General features: G+C 62.4%; 5 protein-coding genes. All 5 read left to right on the forward strand.

Annotated elements, in window-relative coordinates; all coding sequences use genetic code 11:
* Positions 1–8 precede the first annotated feature (8 nt).
* Positions 9–7,889, forward strand: a complete 7,881-nt coding sequence (locus ASG87_RS07320) for a non-ribosomal peptide synthetase (protein ID WP_082582817.1) — start codon at positions 9–11, stop codon at positions 7,887–7,889.
* Positions 7,864–9,735, forward strand: coding sequence for an ABC transporter transmembrane domain-containing protein (locus ASG87_RS07325; protein ID WP_162258329.1), 1,872 nt, complete (start codon positions 7,864–7,866; stop codon positions 9,733–9,735). Before ASG87_RS07320 ends, ASG87_RS07325 begins: the two co-directional genes overlap by 26 nt.
* A 38-nt stretch (positions 9,736–9,773) precedes the next feature.
* On the forward strand, positions 9,774–10,544 hold the full coding sequence (locus ASG87_RS07330; RefSeq protein WP_082582819.1) for an alpha/beta fold hydrolase: 771 nt from the start codon (positions 9,774–9,776) through the stop codon (positions 10,542–10,544).
* Positions 10,544–14,749, forward strand: a complete 4,206-nt coding sequence (locus ASG87_RS07335; RefSeq protein WP_056003105.1) for a non-ribosomal peptide synthetase — start codon at positions 10,544–10,546, stop codon at positions 14,747–14,749. Before ASG87_RS07330 ends, ASG87_RS07335 begins: the two co-directional genes overlap by 1 nt.
* An 85-nt stretch (positions 14,750–14,834) precedes the next feature.
* Positions 14,835–21,819 (forward strand): non-ribosomal peptide synthetase (locus ASG87_RS07340; protein WP_162258330.1); only part of this gene is annotated, 6,985 nt, incomplete at its 3' end.

A 21,819-nucleotide genomic window follows, 5' to 3' on the forward strand; every position in this document is an offset into this window, starting at 1 on the left:
CCGAAGCCATGAATGCAACTGCAAACAGGGACGAAGCAGCTTTTCACTTGGCTCCTCATCAGGAACGATGGCTGCGCGTGCATGGCGCCGGCATCGATGCGGGCGAGGGAAGCATCGAGACGCTGATCCGTTTGACGTACCGCGGTCCGATGACTCGCGCCGAACTGCAAAGGCGCTGGCAATTGCTTGAGCGGCGGCATGAGGTGCTGCGCACGCGTTACCAGGCTGCACCAGGACACCGCACGTCGCTCCAGTGGATATCGCCGGACCCGAACGGTTCTGCATCGGTGCGAATGGCCGGTAACGCGGGTGCCATCGAGATCGAGCTGCGCGCGCAAGGACTGTCGATCGATACGCGCAGCATCCATCAACTGCTGGATGAACTGCTCGATTCCCGCGACCTGGCGCCAGTCAATCTTGCCTTTGCAGATGTCTCCGAGTGGTTGCGCGGCCTGCGTGAAACGCCCGAAGCGGAGGAAGCTCGCCGGTTCTGGTTGCAGACGCGCCTGGAAGGCACCAACGCCAAGCCACTGCCCTGGATGCGGGATGGCAAGGCGGGCGCAGTCGTCGAGCAGCATGTCCGGCGCTGCCCGCCCGCAACTGTTGACGCTATCCAGTCTTTGTGCCGGCATGAACCCGCCTTGGCGCCCCAGGATATCCATATGGGAGCCTGGCTCGTTCTGGTTGCTCATTTCGGCGGCCGCTCCCGGTTGACTTTCGGCTACGAGCACGACGGTCGCTCCGATCCAGAGCTGCAAAGCGTTCTGGGGCAGTTGGCTCGCGTGCTGCCTGTGTCGGCCGATCTCGATCTGGATCAAAACTGGTTGCAGTGGTTTCGGTCTCTGGCCGGGCAGCGTCGGCAGTGGTGCCGATGGGCCGAATACTTTGACGAGGCCAGTCTGCCGGACAGCAAACGCGCCGATGGCATGCAGCTACAGTTTGCATTCGATGCGCTGGACGATTTGTCCGTAGCCCGGGAGCTGGGCGAAGGCGTGCAGGCGGATTGGCAAGCCGAGCCTGCGCACCTTCGATTGCGCGTCCAGGACTTCGGTTCGCAAGTGATTACCCGCCTCCAGTATCCCCACGGTATGTTGGCGCCGGAAGCGGCTGCGCATCTGCTTGAAGCCTACCAGTCCTGCCTGTCGCACCTGGCTGTCCTTCTGGACCGGCCGCTAAGCACCTTGGGTTCGGATTTGGCAGCGCCGCTTGCCATGAATGCGAAGGACGCCGCAGGGACGCAGGCCATGCCGGGTCCGCCATCCCTGCTTCTGGACAAATTGGCTCATTGGGCGACTCGGGTTCCGGCCCATACGGCCTTGGCCGATCCGCACGGTGCCCTGAATTATGGCGCCTTGGCCGTCGAGATCGAGAACGCCGCCTGCCGCCTGCTCGCTCTCGGTGTTCGCAGGGGCGACCGCGTTGCTTTGCTGTTGCCGCGTACAGCACGACAGTTGGTCGCTTGCTTCTCGGTTTGGCGTGCCGGTGCGGCCTACGTGGTCATGGAACCCGAGACCCCCAAGCAGCGATTGCAGGCATTGTTGCGGGATTGCGGCGCACGGATCGTCGTGCACGAGACGGAAATCGACGGTCTGGAGGAGTTTGCCTGCTTGTCGCTGGAAGGCCTTTTTGACGCCGGTGCCAGCAGGCCGCAGTTGCCACCGTTGCCGACAGCGAGCGACCTGGCTTACCTGGTTTATACCTCCGGTACGACAGGGTTGCCCAAGGCCGTCATGGTATCCCACGGCGCATTGGCAACCTATATCGCCGGCATCGACTCGCGCATCGTCGCTGCCATGACGGAGGGCTCCGACCGTCGTTACGCCAGCCTGTCCAGCTTGGCTGCCGATCTTGGCTATACCGCCTACTTCGGTGCCCTTGCCCAAGGCGGGAGCATAGAGGTGATTCCCGAGTGGATGAGCCACGACCCCAAGTCCATGGCCGCCCATGTGGCGGTACGGCGCTTGGCCGTGCTCAAGATCGTGCCGTCGCACCTGCGCGCATTGCTGAGCGAACTGGACGACCGCGATGGGGCCAGGCTGCTGCCTACGGCGGTACTGCTGCTCGGTGGCGAACGGACGGATACGGAACTGCTGCGGCGCGTGCGCGAACTGGCCCCTGGGCTGACGGTCCTGAACCACTATGGTCCGAGCGAGTGCACGGTTGGCGTGCTCAGCGCCCCCTTGTCGGCCAACTCTCCCGTTGTCGTTGGCAGGCCTTGGGCTGGTACCTCGGTACAGGTGCTCGATGAAGCGCTCCGGCCTGTGGCAACCGGCTTCACCGGTCAACTGTATGTGTCGGGTGCGCAACTTGCACAAGGTTATCTGGGACGAGCGCGGCAGACGGCCTCGGTATTCCTGCCGGCTCCGGGGGGCAATGGTGCGCGTCGCTATGCGACCGGCGACCGTGTGCGCCAACACCCGGGTGGTGAAATCGAGTTCATCGGCCGCATCGATGACCAGGTCAAGATTCGCGGCTATCGCATCGAGTTGGCAGAGGTGGAAGCTGGTTTGCGCCAATTGCCGGAGGTCGCGGCAGCCGCTTGCAGGATGATAGAGCGCGATGGTCGCCCACAGTTGGTGGCTTATGTGGTGCTGACCGGGGGGGCGATGGATGTCGGGGGGCTGCGTGCGAGCCTGCGGCTGCTACTGCCTGACTACCTGGTGCCTAGCCTTTGGTGTGCCCTGGACGCCTTGCCTTTGCACGGCAATGGAAAGATCAACCGTATGGCCTTACCGGAGCCATCGCGAGCCCAGGCAAACGGTCAGGCTCCGGTAGCGCCTCGCAGTGACGCCGAGCAAATGCTTTGTACGATCATGGCCGAGCTGTTGAAGCGCGAAGAGGTGTCGATCTACGACAACTTCTTCGAGCTTGGCGGAGATTCGATTATTGCCATCCAGATTGCCGCGCGAGCGCGACGCCATGGCCTGGTATTCAAGGCCGACCAGATGTTCCAGCATCCGACCGTTGCCGAACTAGCCGTGGTTGCGGTAGAGGCCAAGCGTGGCCTCGAAGGCAATGGCGCACCCACCGGTCCCGCCGGACTGACCCCGATACAGCAGCGTTTTGCGGAATCGCGCCTGGATTTCGAAAGACGCTACAACCATAGCCGTGTGTTCACGCCGACCGTTGACCTGGACGAAGCCGGCCTCAGGAGAACCCTGCTTGCACTGGCCAACCAGCATGACATGCTGCGGGCTCGATTCGAGCCGGCCACCGATGGATGGCAACAAGTCGTGGCTCCGCCATGGATCGAGGCAGACGTGCCGCTGGACATTGAATACGTCCCGCAATCGCTCTCTAGTTCGGCGCGCCAAGACTGGTATCAACGCCGCTTCGATGATGCCCATGCCCGCGTAGATCCCCGCCATGGTCCCGTTTTTCGGACACTCTGGCTGCGCGCCGAAACGCCGGCCGACTCGCGCTTGCTGATCGCGATCCACCATTTGGTGGTCGACGTCGTATCTTGGAACATCCTCGCCGAGGATCTGATCGTCTGCGGACCGGATGGTTCCGGTATTGCGCAGTTGCCACCGCGAACGAGCTCGTTCCTGGATTGGGCGGCACGCCTGCGTTCGCATGCTGCCACTGCCACGATGCTCGAAGAGTTGCCATATTGGCGGGACCAAGTCGCATCCATGCAGGCGCTAAAGGTCGATCAGACGCGCCCCATGTCGGAAAATACCTTCGCGCGTGCGGCCACTGCCGAACTCGCGCTGTCAGCACAGGTCAGTGGGCGATTGATCCAGATGCTGGCGCGCAGCGATCGCGATGGCTTCGGCGATGCCCTGGTGGCTGCGTTGGCCAGTGCGCTATGCGCAGTCACAGGTACAGACCAGACCTGGATCGAACTTGAGTCGCACGGACGCGAGGATCTTTTCGCCGAAGTCGATTGCCTGCGGACGGTGGGTTGGTTCACGGCGCGCTATCCCTTGCATGTCGATTTGGCTGGCGCGGAGACGGCGGTTTCCCGCCTGGCGCGCGCACGTCAGGCAATGGCCGCCGTACCCAGGCGCGGCATCGGTTACGGATTGCTGCGTTACCTGAACGGTGATCCAGCCTCTGAAGTGCTCCGCGAACAGGGTTCGCCGCAAGTCAGCCTGAACTATATCGGCCAGGTTAGAAGCCATGTGCAGGACGACTCGCTCTGGCTCCGGCTTGCCGGCGACCCTGGATGCGAGCGAGACCTCCAACAGCAGCGCGAGCACCTGCTGACGTGCATTGCCGGCCTTTATGACGGCTGCCTTCAGTTGCGTGTGCAATACAGCACCGCGCACGTTCATGCTGACTGGGTGCAAGCGCTACTGTCCCATATCGAGTCCGACTTGCTGGCCATGCTGGACGGCACCGGGCTGGACGATGCGGATCAGGCGCAGGCATGGGAGGCGCTAGATCCTGCGACGCAGGCTTGGTTGAAGCGATATGTGCCGGTCCAGGCTGGCCCGGTCAATGCCTGTTATCCGCTGTCGCCGTTGCAGACTGGCATGCTCTTCCACAGCCAAAGCTCGCCGGGCACGGGAGCCTACCTGCTTCAGATGGCCGTGGAACTCGGTCCCCGTACCGATGTCGCCACCTTGTTGGCGGCGTGGCAGGACGTATTGGATGAAAATCCCGTCTTGCGGACTGGATTTGCTGGTTTCGGCAGTGATTCGCCACGCCAGTTCGTGGTCGCACGCCTGCCGCTTCCGGCGGTGGTGATCGACTGGCGCGACATGCAGGCAGATCGCTTCGAAGCCAGCCTGGACGATTTTTTGCAGCGTGACCGGGTTACCGACTTTGCGCTCGATCAGGCGCCGCTGATGCGCATCACGATCATCCGGCAACCCGACGGGCGAGTACGCCTGGTCTGGACGCGCCACCACGCCATCGTCGACGGCTGGTCCTCATCGATGCTTCTTTCCGATGTGGCGACCGGTTATGCGCACAGACTGCAGGAGCAAGCATGGAGGCCCGAGCCACGTCCGGGTTATCAGCGATACATCGAGTGGCTTGGCGCTCAATCCAGCCATGCGGACGCAGGGACATTCTGGCGGCGTTACCTGCACGATATGTCTTTGCCGACGCCGTTGACCGATCCAGCCGAAAGAAAGGATGCCCAGGCGATTACGCTGGACTGCCATGCCGTACTGGACGCGGACACGTCTGACCGTCTTCGGCAATTGGCGCGCGCGGCCAAGACTACGCAGAACATTCTGGTTCAGGCCGTGTGGGGGTACCTGCTGGGCGTAGTCAGTGGCCGGGACGACGTGCTGTTCGGTACGGTGGTTTCCGGCCGGCCGGCCGAGCTCGCGGATGTCGAGCGTATGGTCGGCCCATTCATCAATACGCATCTGGTGCGCGTGCGTATCGGGAGTGCGTGGGTACAATGCCTGGCCGACATGCATTCGGCACAGATCGAGCGTGAGCGATTTGCGCACACGCCGATCACGGATGTGCGCCAAGCTGCCGGCCTGCCGGGCGACAATGAGCTGTTTCAGTCGCTGTTCCTGTTCCAGAACTATGCGACCGACACGCGCGGCTTGCATTCCGCCGACAATCCGCTTGAGCTGCTCAGCACGCAGGCACTGGACAAAACCAATTATCCGTTCACGATCTACGTTTCCCCGCAAGGGCCGCTCCGGCTGAGGCTTTGCGCGGATCCGAACCGGGTCAGCGAAGCGCGTGCTCGGGCCATGCTGGACAGCTACGTGACCATGCTACGGCACTTGGCTGAGGCTGGCGAACTGGGTGCCGATCGACCTGCACTCGCTATCGACGAGCATCCCTTGCCTGCCAGCACTGCGTTGCCTGCGTTAGCGCGCGAGGATTGGTTGGTAGCGGGCAGCTTCACGACGGAGCCGTTGGCGCCATTCTTGGGGTACTGGGCGCGATTGTTCGATCGGCAGCCGACGGTCACGTTTGCCGCGCATGGTCAATTGATCCAGCCGCTGCTCGATCCTGAGGTACGTGCACGCAAGGGATACGCGCAACCGCTGCTGTTGTGCTTGCGCTGGTCCGACTGGTTGGGTCAGGGCGATCTCGAAACCGGGCTCCGGAATCTCGAGCGCACCGCCCTCGAGTTCGAAGCGGCGCTCCAAGCATTCGCCGGCAAAGTGGATGTGCCGGTCCAGGTCGTACTATGTCCGGAACGCGAGGATGTGTCGGCATCCGTCGCCAAGGCAAGCCTTGCGCTATCGGCACGCTTGCAAGCCACGATCCAACGCCTGCCGAACGTCGGCCTGTTCGAACTGAACGCCGTGCTTTCCCGTTGGCAGGTGTCATCGGTGCACGATCAACGTGCAGACGAAATCGCCGCGACGCCCTATACGGCAGTTGCTTATGCGGCACTTGCTGCGGAGACCTATCGCCGGTTCGATGCACGCACACGCGTACCGTTCAAGGTCCTCGTGCTCGATTGCGACAATACCCTCTGGGGCGGTGTCTGCGGAGAATTGGGGGCCGAAGGCGTATCCATCGACGGACCGTATGCCATGGTTCGCGCCGCCGCGTTGCGCGCCAGACAAAATGGCATGCTGCTGGCCATTGCCAGCAAGAACAACGAGGCCGACGTCAAGGCGGTATTCGAACGTCGCGACCTGGGTTTGAAATACGAGGACTTTGCGGCTACCCGCGTCAACTGGGGGGCCAAGTCCGACAACATCGCCGAAATCGCCGTCGAATTGAATCTGGGCCGCGACAGCTTTGTGTTTCTGGACGACGACCCGATGCAGGTCCTCGAGGTATCGCGTCGGTTGCCAGAGGTTCTGGCATTGCAGTTGCCAGCCGACACGACCGAGATACCGCGCTTTCTGGAGCGTCTGTGGGTGCTGGACATTGCGGAAGGAAATGCCGGCGGCGGCACCGACCGCACCGAGCAGTACATCCAGCACCGAGCGCGCGAACAGTTGCGCACCGAAGTCGAAAGCCTGGGGGCGTTCATTGCCGGGTTAGGGGTGGAGATTCACTTCGAGGGAATCGGGTTGTTACATGTGGCACGCCTGGCCGACTTGGCGCAGCGCACCAACCAGTTCAATCTGGGCCTGACTCGCCATAGCGAAGCGTCGCTCCAGCAGCAGTTGCAGGCCGGAGCGTTAACCGGCTTCATGGTCCGGGTCAAGGACCGGTTCGGCGATTACGGGCAGGTCGGCGCGGCGCTTTTCCATCGACAGGGGAGCTGCCTGGCCGTCACCGATTTCTGGTTGAGTTGCCGGGCGCTGGGTCGCGCCGTGGAGTTCGCTATGTTGCGCGAACTGGCTGGCATCGCGGAAGGCGAGGGGGCCAGCAGTCTGCATCTGGCCTGGCAGACCGGTCCGCGTAATACGCCGGCATTGAGCTTCCTGTCGGAACTGGAGGCCCGTGCGGCAGGTGTCGAACGCACGGCCGGCGTCCTGCGTATACCCACGGCCAGCGCCCGCCTCCTGTATGCTGATGTCGACCAAGGGACAAACTTGGCTACTGGCGAAGGGGGGCGCCAATCACATGCAGTCGCGTGCCAGCCGACGGCATCGAGCCATAGGCGTGCGCACCAGCCCTATGTGCTGGCGGCAGGCCAGTTGGGGGATGCCCGGGAAATACTGGAAGCTGTCAGCCGCCAACAACAGCAACCCTCCGTGCTACGTGCCCCCTATGTGGAGCCCCGGGGCGAGAGCGAGCGCTTGATCGCAGAAACGATGGCTGAGTTGCTGCGTGTGAACCCTGTCGGCAGCGAGGACAACTTCTTTGCGCTAGGTGGCCACTCCCTGCTGGCGGTGCGTCTGGTCGCACGAATCGCCGACGCGACCGGCGTGCAGTTGCCGCTGCATGTGGCGCTGGAATCGCCCAAGGTTGCCGATCTGGCCTTGCGCCTGGACGTGCTCAGGCCATCGGCCCGCACCGCGGATGCTGGCGATGAAATGGAAGTTCTGGAGATTTGAGATGGCCGATAAACACACTGCGCCGGCCACGAGGCCGCGTGCCGTACGCGAGCTCCTGGTCTACTTGAAGCCTTATCGATGGCAGCTAGTGGCCGCCTTCATTGCGTTGAGTGCGTCGTCCGCGCTGTTCTTCATGATCGGCTATGGGCTTTCAAAGCTCACCAACCTGATCTCGGCTTCTGGCGGTGCCGACCTGAAGAATCTAGACCGATTCATGCTGGTTGCCTACGCAGTGCTTTGTGGCTATGCGCTGGGCTTGTTTATCCGCAACTACCTCATGCGGGCAATCGGCGAACGCGTCGGCGTAGCCCTCCGCCAAGAGGTATTTGACCAACTGGTGCAGCGATCGCCGGGTTTCTTCGACCGCAATGGCCATGCGGAATTGCAGACGCGCATCACCGGCGATGCGCAGGCATTGCAGTCGGTTATTGGCACGGCCGTGCCAAATGGGCTGCACTACGGCTTGTTGCTCGTTGCCGGAGCTGCCTTCGCGATATTGACCAGCGTGAAGCTCAGCTTGATCGTGCTGGCTTGCATCCCGCTGATCTTCCTGCCGGGCGCCCTGTTGTCCGGTCGCGTCGACCACCTTGCTGCCGAGCGGCAATCGGCGCAAGCCGCAGGTGGTGCGCACGTGGCCGAGATGTTGCGCAACGTCAAGACGGTTCAGGCCTATCAGCATGGTCGTCAGGCATCGGGGCGCTATGCCCGCCTGCTGGAGAAGCTGTTGGGCGCGACCTGGCGGAGCATACGGCTCGAGGCATGGCTGACCACATTGACTTCGTTCATGGCCTACGCGGCTTTGTCGGTCGTCATTTGGGTCGGAGCGCGCGAGATCGTTTCCGGTGCGTTGACGCTGGGCAATCTGGTGGGTTTCGTGTTCTACGCCAACCTCGCGACCACCGCTGCGGCACAATTGGTAAGCGTCTACGTAACGTTGCGTAATGCGACGGGCGCGGTCAGCCGGTTGCTAGATCTGCGCGATGAAACCGAGACGCCAATCGGCGAATTGGGGGGCGTGTGTCCCAAACCTGCGCTGATCGAATTGGACGACCTGCACTTCCGCTATCCGTCGCGGCCAGACCAAGCGGTGCTCGAAGGCTGCCACCTGCATGTGAACGAAGGGGAGATGCTGGCCTTGGTTGGCCCGTCCGGTAGCGGCAAGTCGACCATTCTGGACCTTTTGCAGATGTTTTATGCGCCGCAGCGTGGCGAGATCCGCGTCGGCGGTGTGCCATTCGCCAACCTCGACCCGGAGCAATGGCGAAAGCGTTTGGCGCTGGTGCCGCAGATGCCCGAGCTTTTCAGCGGCACGGTTCTTGACAATTTGCGCCTGGGCGCCCCCGATGCGGACGAGCGAATGGTTCGCGCCGCACTGGCGACGGCGCAGATCCTCGATCTGGTCGAGTCGATGCCTCAGGGGTTGCTTACCGACCTGGGGCAGGATGGATTGCGCCTCTCGGGGGGGCAGCGCCAACGCCTGGCCTTGGCCAGGGCCTTGCTTCGCGATCCTGCCTTGCTGTTGCTCGACGAGCCGACCAGTGCGTTGGACCCGGAGAGCGAGTCGGCAGTGCAGCGCGCGTTGGATGCTTCGCGCCCGGGACGCACCACGATCGTGGTCACGCATCGGATGGAAACTGCCATGCGGGCGGATCGGATCGCCATGTTGCATCGCGGGCGTGTGGTAGCCGCTGGGACGCATGCCCAGTTGATGGTCGCTTGCCCAAGCTATGCCGGTCTGGTCCAGCTTGAGATGAGCCAGGGCCCGGGACCCGGCGCCATCACGGCTGGCGAGGCACCGCAGGCACTGGCTTCGGCTGCCGAATACACCGCACCCGCGCTGCTCTGAGCTAGCAGGCACGTCTTTCATTTGGGCAGGTCAAGCACATGTCGAAAACTGAGTGGTGGGCAGTTCCCGAGCGTCGTCCAAACGCAGATATCCGCTTGTTTGCATTTCCCTATGCCGGTGGCAGTGCAGGATCGTTCCGGCCCTGGGCGCGGAGGCTGAGTCCGCGCATCGAATTGAGTGTGTTTCAGATGCCTGGGCGCGAAGAGCGTTATCACGAGCCCATGCTGTTGTCGATGGACCAGGTCGTGCCACAGGCCAGCAACAGCATCCTACAGCGCGCGGACCGACCTTACGTGTTATTCGGACACAGCGTCGGCGCCTTGATGGCCTATGAGGTCGCCCGCCACTTCATGGCGCAAGGCCTACGCTTGCCGCTGCACTTGATTGTCGGTGGCAAACGCGCGCCGCACGTTCCAATAGATCGCAAGCCCATGCACGAATTGAGCGATCGGGAACTCATCGACCGCCTGCATCAGTTCGGCGGGACGCCCAAGGCAGTATTGGAGACGCCTGAGTTGCTGGAACTGTTCCTACCCAGGTTGCGCGCGGATTTCCAGATCAACGAAACCTACCGATATCGGGCTGGGCCGGGTCTGGCTGTTCCGACTACCGTGCTTGGCGGCATGGAAGATTCGGAAACCTCTCAGCAGACGCTGCAGGCCTGGCAACAGCATGCAGCCGCCGGCTTTCAACTGAGGATGTATCAGGGCGGACATTTCTTCATCCATCAAAACGAGGATCGTGTCCTGGCCGATATCCAGGGCATTGTGCTAAACGCTGCACAGTCGGCGCTGGCCGGCGCAGCCTGATGACGCCGAGCATCGACATGCAGGCCTGCGCAGCTCGGGCCAATAGCGTGCTGGGGTGGATCGAACAAGGCATGCGAACGACGCCCGATGCGATAGCTGTCGAATATGGCAGCGCGCAGATGCGCTATGCCGAACTGGACCGCTTCAGTCGCCAGATCGCTGCCGCCTTGCGACCAGCGCCAGAAGCGCACGTTGGCGTGCTAATGCACCGTTGTCTGGAGCTTCCGGCGGTTCTGCTCGGAGTCATGCGGGCTGGAGGCAGCTACGTGCCTATCGATCCGGATTTTCCGATCGGGCGGATCCGGTCCATGGTGCACGATGCACGGATCGGCACGATCATTGCCGGGTCAGACACCGCTCTGGACCTCGATACATCGCTCGTCCGGAGCGTCGACGACCTTTGCCGGCAAACTGTTGACGAGTGGGTGCCACCCATCGTGCATGCCGAGCAGTTGGCGTACACGATTTACACCTCGGGCTCTACAGGCAGGCCGAAAGGCGCGATGAACACCCATCGCGGTCTGCTCAATCGTTTGCTTTGGATGCAGCGTGCCTATGGAATCGGCCCAGGTTCTCGTATTCTGCAGAAGACGCCGTTTGCTTTCGACGTATCGGTCTGGGAATTCTTCTGGCCGATTATGTTCGGTGCCACCGTGGTGGTGGCGCCGCCGGGGTGCCATCGAGATTTTCAAGCTCTCGGCCGCCTGATTGCCGACGCCGGCATCACGCACCTGCATTTCGTGCCTTCGATGCTTGAAGCCTTTTTGCAGGTGCAGGGCGAAGCGCGCTATCCGGAATTGCAGCGGATTTTCTGCAGCGGCGAAGCATTGCCCACACCCGTAGCGGAGGCGGTGTTGAAACGCTATCCGCACGTGGCGCTGGAGAACCTGTACGGTCCTACTGAGGCGGCCATCGACGTCAGCCATCACGCCTGCGCCGCCGGGGAGCCGACGCCGGCACAGCCGATTGGCGTGGCGATCTCGAAGACGCGCCTGTCCGTTCTCGACCCGGAATTGCGCGCGGTGCAGCCCGGGCGAGCAGGCGAATTGTTCATTCAAGGCGTATCGCTGGCACGTGGCTATGCCGGGCGTCCAGGCATGACGGCCGAACGTTTCATTCCGGCACCGGAGGGCCATGGCGAGCGCATGTACCGTACGGGCGATTTGGTCTCGGAACGCGCCGATGGCGTCATCGATTTCCTGGGGCGCAACGATTTTCAGGTAAAGGTCAACGGCCAGCGCATCGAGTTGGGCGATATCGAAAACCACCTGCGCGCGCATCCGGATGTAGCCATGGCACATGTGATGGCCCGTGAAGGTCCGGCACAACGCACGGCACTCGTCGGCTACCTGTGCCTGAGCGAGCAGGCCGCCTTGCGTCGGCAAGTCGTCCAGGATCATGTCGACGCCTGGAGCGAGATGTACGAGTCCGCCTATCAGGACTTGGGCCATGCCGGGCAGAACGCGGCCGAAAACTTCCTGACATGGAACAGCAGTTACGACGGGCTTCCATTGCCGCTGGAAGCCATGCGCGCCTGGGCCGACGAAGCGGCATCCCGCATCCTCGCCTGCACACCGCGTCGGGTGCTGGAAATCGGCTGCGGCTCGGGGATAATCGCGCAACGCATACTGCCAGCAGTTATGCACTATCGAGGCGTGGATCCTTCAGCCAAGGCCCTGCAGTACCTGGACGCAACGTTGCGGCCGGAAGATCGCGAAAAGACCCAGGTGCAACCGGCCTTTGCGCATCAAGTGGTTGGCCTGCTTGATGATATCGATCTGGTGGTGCTGAATTCGGTGATCCAGTACTTCCCCGATGCTACCTATCTGGCGGCCGTGCTGGACCAATGCCTGTCGACGGGCACGGTCAAGACGATCTTCATCGGCGACGTCCGGGACCTGTGCACCTTGGATGCATTCTTGGTGTCGATCGAGTGTTCGCTGCACCCCGATCTGGATCCGGAGACCCTGCGTCAACGCGTGGCGCAGCGTCGAGAGCTGGAAACCGAGTTGCTGCTGGCGCCCCGCTGGTTCATGCAATGGGCCGAGCGTTCTGGCGCAGGCGTATCGGTGTCCATTCTGCCGAAGCAGTTTGGCTTCGACAATGAATTGTCCCGTTATCGTTATGACGTCGTGGTCCACCGGAGCGTCGCGCCGAAGGTTGAAGAGGGCGCCTGCGACGCTGATGCCATACTGACGCCTGGACATCGGGCTCAGGCCGACGAGGAACCGTTGGAGTCCCGGCTCGGCATCGATCATCCCGGACGAACGGGCACACGGCCCCTTCCTGCGTCGCCGACGGCTGCCTGGTCCCCGAGCAATTCCGTATACAACCCAGTCGTCGAGCCATCGGCCAATTTGCCCCTGAGACGCGCCCTGACGCAGGCAGCCAACAGCAGCCTGAAAGCTTATTTGAAGGAGCGTCTGCCGGCCTACATGGTGCCGGAACGCCTGGTTGTACTGGAACATATGCCTGTGAATTCCAGCGGCAAAGTGGACCGTGCGGCATTGCCTTCTCCCTGGCGGCTTTTCCAGGGAGCCTGTGCAAGTCCGCCTGAAGACCCATTGGCCCGCCAGATCCACGATATTTGGGCCGAATTGCTATCGGCTCCTGTCGTGCCATTGGATTGCAGCTTGGTTGAACTCGGCGGCGATTCCATCACGGTGGCGCAGATGGCGATGCAATGTGCCCAGTGCGGATTGCCCGTGACGTTGGCGCTGGTGCAAGCCCATCCGACCATTGCCAGCTTGGCCGCGGCGCTCCGTGACCTCCGTGACGACACCGGCGAGCCCGTTTACGCCGTCCCGCACCGTGCAAGTTACACACCGGCCGAGTGTGATCGCTTGCGTCGCACCTTGGGGGACGCCGCGATGATCGAGTCGATCAACCCCTTGCGTCCGTGGTTGGCGGGAATGGCCTATGAAACCCTCCGTGCACCGCGGCGCGGATTGAACCTCGAACTCGTGGAAATGCAGTTCGAAGGTCTGGACATCGAGGCGTTTGGAGCAGCGTGGCGGCAAATGATGGCCGACTACGAATGGTTGCGCACCGCGGTCAGCTTTCTTTACGCCGATCGTCCGGCGCGTATGGTCCTGGCCGATCCGCCGTTGCCGTTGGAGGTGCTGGACTGGCGCGGTAGGTCCATTGAGCAGCAGGAATCAGACTGGCGGGCGCTTCGAGAATCCGCGTGGGCAACCGGGCTGCCCATGGATCGAGCGCCCATGTTCCGCTTGACCGTAGTGCGACGCGATGAACAGGTCTGGTGGGTGTCCTGGTTGCTTCATCATGTGATAACCGACGGCTGGACGTATGAAGTGCTGCTCGCCGAGTTGCGTCGGCACTATGAATCCTTCCGCCACGGATGCACTGCGCGCTCGAAGTCGCTACGGACCGACGCCGAGGACTTCGAGCAGTGGCTCACGCAGCGTCAATGCGATCCATCGGTAAGAGCCTATTGGCAGCAATACCTCGCAGGTCTACCGCCGCATGCGGGCCAGTTACCTCGGACCCGCATGCAACCGGGAGCGGCAATAGCAGTCCGTGCCTTCGAACTTGCCGCAAGGGACTCGCAACGCTTGGATCAGGCCTGCCGGCAAGCCGGATTGACCTTGAATGACCTGCTGCTTAGTTTGGCCGGTGACCGCCTGTGTCAGGCGTTCGATCGCGAGGAATGGTGCCTGGGTGCCATGTACACCTTGCGGCATCCGGATGCTCCTGGAGCGGCAGACCTGGCCGGTCCTTTGCTGACGGCCCTGCCGATTCGTGTTCGGCGCATCGCAACCGGACAATCGTTGTTGTCCGCCGCAGCCACGGCTCGCCAGGAGCGCGCAGGACACGCTGCCCATGCTGTGGTCAGCGATCAGGCCCTTCGAAGCCTGGCTGGCCTTGGCGGGACCCAAGCCCTGTTCGATGTCGCGGTCGTGTTCGAGAACATCCCCGCAGTGGAGACCGGCCAATGGTTGCGTCGAATCCGCTTCGATTCACGTACCGGACGAAGCTTGGTGTGGATGGCTTGGCCGGGCGAGCGGTTGCGTATCGAAGCCTATGCCGATCCCTCTGTATTGGACCCTGAAGTGGCTTGGGACCTTACCCGTCTGTTGCTGGCCGATATGCGGGCAGTTGCATTTGGTGCGGATAAGCGATGTGAACCGGTGACGCAGCGGCGGACGGACGATGAGGTCGTCCTCGAATTCAGCATCGACTGAGGGCGCCGCGAACGTTATCCGTGCCGGTACACCGGCTTCGTCGTTTTAGCAGATGTGTTGCCTTGGCTCGGAACCGAGGCAGGCATTGACCGGCATCAGCGCATGCGTGATTGCCGTCGTCGTTTTGGGGGCTGGACTCATGCAAATCGAAGCGCTTGTGCGGGAACTGGTTGAAGCGGGCATCAGGCTGAAGCTTGACCAGGGCAAGTTGGTCTGCCAGGCCCCCAAGGGCGCGCTTACCAACGAGCGGCAGGTACGCCTGCGCGACCATCGCGAGCAGATCATTGCCTTTCTTGGCGGGTTAGGCGATGGCGGAAACAGGGTCGAAGCATCCGACGCAACCGATCCAGACGCCGAAACGTTGAACCGGCCCTTGCCCTTGTCTTTTGCTCAGGAGCACTTGTGGCTGACCGCGCAGATCCATGGCCAGAGTTCGGCCTATCACATGCCAGTCAGCGCCGTGCTGGAGTCGTCCGTGGCATTGGTGCCGCTGCGCCGTGCAGCCCAGGCAGTGGTGCAACGCCATGCGGCTTTGCGCACAGCCATACAGGATCGCCATGACGGAGCAGTCCAGATCGTCAGGGCGCAGGCCAGGCTGGAATTGCCCCTGATCGATTTGAGTGGGTTGTCGGCCGTGGACAAGGATTCGAACACGGCCGATTCGGAAGTCCGACGCCTGCTCAAGGCCCAAGCCGTCCGTCCGTTCGATCTCGGCCAGCCCCCCCTGCTGCGGATGGTGCTGATCCGCCTGGAACCCACGCGACACGTTTTCAGCTACACCTTCCATCACATGATCGCCGATGGCTGGTCGTTGCAAGTGTTCGACCAGGATCTGTTGCGCGTTGCCATGCATGTCGAACAGACCGGTTCGTTGCCAAGGCTCGGCAAGGCATGGTCGCATGCCGACCATGCGGTCGCGCTGCGCCAGCGCATGCAAGGCGACACACTGGCGGCATGCCAGCGCTACTGGCAGGAGCAGACGCGCGACCTGCCGCCCACGCTCGGACTACCGCAGCAGGGGCAACGCGGTCGCGTGCTGAGTACGCAAGGTGCCGTCGAGCGGTTTGAACTGGGCATGGTAGCCTCGCAGGGCGTGCGAGACTGGTGCCGTCGACATGGCATCTCCACCTATCCGGTGTTGCTGGCGCTGTTCAAGCTGGCCCTCGCGCGCTACGCACGTACCAGTGACATCGTTCTCGGAACGGTCAGCGCGAATCGCCCGGATGCCAAGACGCAATCGGCCATTGGCTATTTTGCGACCACTTTCCTGCTCCGGCATCGGATCGACGGCCGCGAAACGCTGTTTGATTTTGTCAGGCGCGTGTCGCGCAGCGCGCTAGAGGCGCAACGCCACCAGGACTTGCCGCTCGAACGCCTGGATGGCGTCCAGGTGGCGTCCAGCCTCAGCCATTCGAAGTGGTTTGAAGTCCTGTTCTCCATGCAGGTGCAGCAGTTTGCGGGGCATGCTGATGTACCGCCGTTGGCGCAAAGCATCGAAGCCGCACGGGTTCAGGCAAAATGCGACCTCAGCGTTTCAGCACGGGATGACTCCGACAGTTTCCGATTTACGGCCGAGTACATTCGAGACTTGTACAGCCGTGATTTCGTCCAGCGCCTGTTTGCCTATTACTTCGAATTGCTCGCGCAACTGGATTCCTTCGGTGAGCGGCCGATTGCCGACCTGCCGGAGCTGAGCGCCTTCGAACGCAGGTTGCTCGACACGCTGGTACGGCCCGAGCGCCCTGGTAAACCCGCTCACGTGTTGGACCAGTTGGCCAGGGTCTGCATGGAGACTCCGGATGCGCCGGCCGTCATCGGCCATGAGCGTTCGCTCAATTATCGGCAGTTCGAGCAGGCGGTGCAGGCCGTTGCAGCGCAGTTGTACGCGGCAGGCGTACGCCCGCAGCAGACCGTGGCCGTGTCGGTACCGCGGCAGGAATGCCTGCCGATCGCCATGTTTGCTGTCTGGCGACTTGGCGCGATCTACCTACCGATCGATCCGGACTATCCGCTGGATCGGGCGCAACAGATCGTGGCCGACGCCAACCCCGTTCTGGCCATTGTCGATGGGCCTGCGTCCCAGGCGCTCGATGCGTTGGCGCAAATCAACGTATCCGATGCGATGTCCAAGCCGGAGCCTGTCGAGCCGCTGCCTGCCGCAATCACGGCAGAGGCGGCGGCCTACGTGATCTATACCTCCGGTTCGGCCGGGCGTCCCAAGGGCGTGCTGGTCTCCCATGGAGCCTTGTCGGCTTTCATCGACAGCGCTTGCCGGGTCTACGGCTTCGATCGCCATACCCGTATCCTGCAGTTTGCGACGCCCAACTTCGACGCTTCCATGGAGGAAATTGTTGGTGCTTTCTGGTGCGGCGGCTGTTTGGTCTTGCGTACGGAAGCGCTGGCATCCGAATTGGCCGAGTTGAACCGGCTGACCGAGGCGCGACAGATCACGGTTTGGGACTTGCCCACGGCTTATTGGCAGACTTGGCTGACCGAGACCTTGCGCCAGGGGTGGAGTCTACCGAGCAGCCTCAAGACCATCATCATCGGTGGCGAGCGTGTCGATCCGCAGCGTGTTCGCGATTGGCAGCAGATACGGGCTCCCAAACCGGCGTTGTTCAATTCCTATGGTCCGACCGAAGCCACCGTTGTGGCCACCGCAGGCGCCATAGGTGACATCCCGCTGGCAGGCGAAGCGAGTATCGGAAGGGCATTACCCCACGGCACCGCACTGGTACTCGATGCGTGCCTGAAGCAGGTTCCGGTCGACGTCGAGGGTGAGCTGTATCTGGGAGGAGCCGCGCTGGCCAGCGCCTATCTTCACATGCCGGCGGCGACCGCGGCCAGTTTCGTTCCCGACCCGTTCGGGCATGAGCCGGGTTCGCGCCTGTATCGCACCGGCGATCGTGCGATCGTACGGGCGGACAAAACCATTGAGTACGTGGGGCGATCGGACAATCAACTGAAGGTTCGGGGCTTCCGGGTGGAACCGGCCGAGATCGCTGCCCAAATCCTGCGTGATCCGCGTGTGCAAGATTGTACGGTGCAACCACGTTGGAACGAATCTGGCACAGCCCAGCTGATTGCCTATGTGGTGCTGCGGGACCGTGTCGAAACGATCGACGCGCAGGTGCCGTCGACGGGGTCTGGCGAAGACCCTCGTGGTCATTCGCGCTTCTGGTCCGAGCTCATGCAATCGGCAGTTCTGAATCTCGCCTTGCCGAAGACACATGATCCGCTCGTTGAACCGGCGGCATTCACTGTCCTCGATCGCGAAGCGCTGGTCCACTTTGCCTGCGACACGGACGAGCCCGACCTTGCCTTGCTGCTGGTGGTCGGCGAATGGTTGCGCTGCCTGACCCAGCAGAAAGAGGTTCCTCTGGTCGTTCCATGCCTGATGGCCGACGGCCAGACCGTGGGTGCTTATCTGCTGCGTTTGAGCCGCGGCCCTGCGCAAGGCGCGGGCGCCACTTGGGCGTACTTGCGCCAATTGGTGGCTGCCGCCGTGAGTGCCGGCCCTATGCCGCTGGATCGATTGGTTTCCGTGTTCGACGATGCTGGCGATGGCAAGAATCCCGGCACTCTGCCCGCCGTTCTGCACGTTTCGAGTCTGGGGGGGACTCCTTTGCCCACGGTCGCCACTCAGGTCGGTGCCATGCTGGTCCTGGAGTTTAATGACACGTTCGGCATTCGCTGGGCTGCAGGCAGCGTCGCCGCGAATGCGGCGTCTCGCTATACAGACGTGTTGAGGCACCTGGTGGCTGAGCTTCAACGACTCGGCACGGCGCAACCGGAAGCTTGGACCTTGCTTCCAGCGCCCCAGGCCGCACAAGTCCTTGCCGACTGGAACCCAACGGATGCCGAGTCGTTGCCGTTTCGCGACATCGCCGGCGCCGTCTATGCGCAGGCCGGCATCACGCCCGAACGATGGGCCGTGCGTGACCGTGAGCGCGGCTATCGCTATATCGACTTGCGGCGACGGGCAGATCGGTTCGCTGCGCTGCTGTCTTACCAGGGCGTCCGTCCTCAGGACGTGATCGGTGTCTGCCTGCCGCGCGATGTCGATCTTGTCGCAGTGCTGTTGGGCATCCTGCGTCTTGGCGCCACCTATGCGCCCTTGGATGCGTCGTATCCGAAGGAACGGCTGGCCATGATGGTCGAAGACGGCCGCGTCGGCCGAGCGCTGACCACCACCCGCCTGCGCGAGCGCTTGCCTGATACCTTGCTTTGTATCGATCTGGACGTGCTCTTGGCAGAGGCCCCTGTCGACCTGCCCGTGCCGGCCGCGGCCCAGATTCATCCGAATGCACTCTCGCATCTGATCTACACATCCGGCTCGACTGGCCGGCCCAAGGCGGTGGCCATTTCGCACGCCAATACATTGACGCGTCTGGCATGGAGCCTGAAGGCCTACAGCGACGCGGACATGGCTGGAGTGCTGTTCAGTACGTCCTTGAATTTCGACCTGTCCGTATACGAACTCTGGTCGCCGCTTGTCCGAGGCGGCAGCTTGCTGGTGGTCGACAATATCCTGACCTTGCTGGAAGCCCCGGACATCCAGCCGGCGTTGATCAACACCGTCCCTTCCGCCGCGAAGACGCTGCTGGCCGCCAACGCGGTGCCCGCAGCCACCCGGGTTTTCAACGTGGCCGGCGAACCGCTGCCCAGGCAAGTGGTGAACGATCTATTGACGCACACGCAGGTGGAGCGGGTCTGCAATCTGTATGGTCCCTCGGAAGACACTACTTATTCGACCGGTGCCGTGTTCCGGAACCTGTTGGAACTGGAGCCCTGCATCGGCAGGCCGCTGCCGCACACGCGCTGTTACATCGTCGATGCGGATTTGCGTCCGGCGCCTGTCGGTGTGGCCGGCGAACTGCTCATAGGTGGGCTTGGACAGGCACGGTGCTATCTGGGGCGAGCTGGCCTGACGGCCGAGAAGTTCGTGCCCGATCCGTACGGGCCGGCGGGATCGCGCCTCTATCGCACGGGCGATCTGGCGCGCCATCGAGACGATGGTGAGATGGAGTTCCTCGGGCGTATCGACCATCAGGTCAAGATCAACGGTTTCCGCATTGAACTGGGCGAGGTCGATGCCTGCCTGCGTCGGCATCCTGCCTGCAAGGACGCCCTGGTAGTGGTCGCCGATGGTCCAGCCGGAGGCAAGCGTTTGTTGGCATATGTAATTGCGGACGCAGCGGAGCTTGATGACCAAGCCGCGACCATAGCCTGCCTGCGTCGTCACTGCGAGCAAGGGGTCCCGCCCTACATGGTGCCGGCCGATTTTCTGTTACTCGATCACTTTCCGCTGTCGCCCAATGGCAAGATCGACCGCGGCAGGCTGCCTTCGCCCCTGCCAGGCGCCAGCGGCGACGATGCGCTGACCGCCCCCCAGACTTCGCTGCAAAAGCAGTTGCACGGGATTTGGGCAGAGGTTCTTGGGTTGCCCAATATTGGTATCGAACAGGATTTTTTCCGAATTGGCGGCAACTCCCTGTCGGCGGCACGCATCGTCGCGCGGTTGCGGCACGAGTTCGGTATCGACTGGCCGACGACGGCGCTGTTCACCACACCTACCATCATCGCCACCGCCGAACGACTGCGTGCGTCCTTGGCAGGGCAGGGCGTATCGTTGCGTATCGAGGGCCGTTTCTCGGCATGCTCGCCACTGGCGTCGAATCAACATGGTCTTTGGGTCATGGATGCGATGGGGCGTGCCGGGATCTCGTACAACGTGCCTCTGGGTCTGGATCTGGAAGGCGCTTTGGACCTGACCAGCCTGCGCCGTGCGATTGGAAGTCTCATCGCACGCCAAGACAGTCTGCGGTTGCGCTTTGTCGGCGATGCATATGCCCCCGGACTGGAGGTCTCCGAGCGAATGGAGGCTGCGCTCGGCATGGTCGATCTGGGAGGCTTGAACACCGAAGACGCCAAGTGCGAAGCCGATCGCCTGTACCGCGTATGGGCGCGCCAGCCTATGAACCTCAGACAGGATCCCATGCTGTCCAGTGCCGCCGTCGCGCTTGGAGAGCGCCGATACCGGCTGCTGTTCAACTCACCGCACATCGTTACCGATGGTTGGTCATTGCAGGTGTTCCTGGACGAATTGTGGTCGCACTATGCGGACCATCGGGCCGGCCGTCCTCTGCGAAGGCCCAAGCCGCGGATCAACTTCTGCGATTTTGCGCTGTTCGAGCGGGACTGGCTTGACGCGAACCGAAAGCGGGCCTTGATCACTTCGTGGGAAAAAGAGATGGCGGGCGCGACCCCGCTGCTGAAATTGCCCACGGACCGACCGCGCCCTTCGGTGCAGATGTACCAGGGCGAAAGCGAGTTCTTTGCCTTGGACGACCATTTGCGAGAGCAGGTCAACATGCTCTGCGCGCGTCATGGCGTGACCCAGTACATGCTGTTGATGGCTGCTTACGCCTTGTTGTTGGCTCGCCTCAGTGGGCAGCGCGAGATCGTGCTATGCACCCCGGTGGCGAACCGGCACCAGTCCGAAGTCGAAGACTTGATCGGCATGTTCACGAGTACAGTGCTGATTCGTTTGGATATGGACCTCGGCCAGTCATTGAGCGAATTTTTGGCTCAAGTGCGCAAGGTCACGCTGGCGGCACTGGATCGCCAGCAAGCTCCGTTCTATGACGTGGTCGGCCAGATCAAGCCTGATCGGGACCTCAGTTTTGCGCCTGTTTCACAAGCGATGTTCAGCATGGACGCTCCCTTGCGCGCTGATCCTGGCGACAGGGTGCCCGGCTTGCACGCCAGCGAAGTGCTGGATGTATCCGTGGGGGTCAGCAAGCTCGACCTGATGATGCACCTGGAAGACACCGGCGACAGCTTGGCCGGATTTCTGGAGTACAACACCGACATCTTCGATCGCTCGACCGTGCAACGGTGGTTGCGCCAGTTCCGCAATCTGATTGAAGGACTGGCGCAGGGGAGCGACTGCCCGCTGGAATTGCTTCGTCTTTTTGCCCCACAGGATCTCGACCGCGAGCTGTATGCGTTCAACCGGAGCGAGCAAGAGGGACTGCGGGAGGGCGACCTGGTATCGGTGTGGCGCT

The organism is Frateuria sp. Soil773 (genome assembly GCF_001428405.1).
Lineage (GTDB): Bacteria > Pseudomonadota > Gammaproteobacteria > Xanthomonadales > Rhodanobacteraceae > LMSL01.

What these genes read in the sequence shown, in the direction of transcription:
- ASG87_RS07320 (WP_082582817.1), top strand. Translation starts at nt 9, where the DNA reads ATGAATGCAACTGCAAACAGGGACGAAGCAGCTTTTCACTTGGCTCCT.
- ASG87_RS07325 (WP_162258329.1), top strand. Translation starts at nt 7,864, where the DNA reads ATGAAATGGAAGTTCTGGAGATTTGAGATGGCCGATAAACACACTGCG.
- ASG87_RS07330 (WP_082582819.1), top strand. Translation starts at nt 9,774, where the DNA reads ATGTCGAAAACTGAGTGGTGGGCAGTTCCCGAGCGTCGTCCAAACGCA.
- ASG87_RS07335 (WP_056003105.1), top strand. Translation starts at nt 10,544, where the DNA reads ATGACGCCGAGCATCGACATGCAGGCCTGCGCAGCTCGGGCCAATAGC.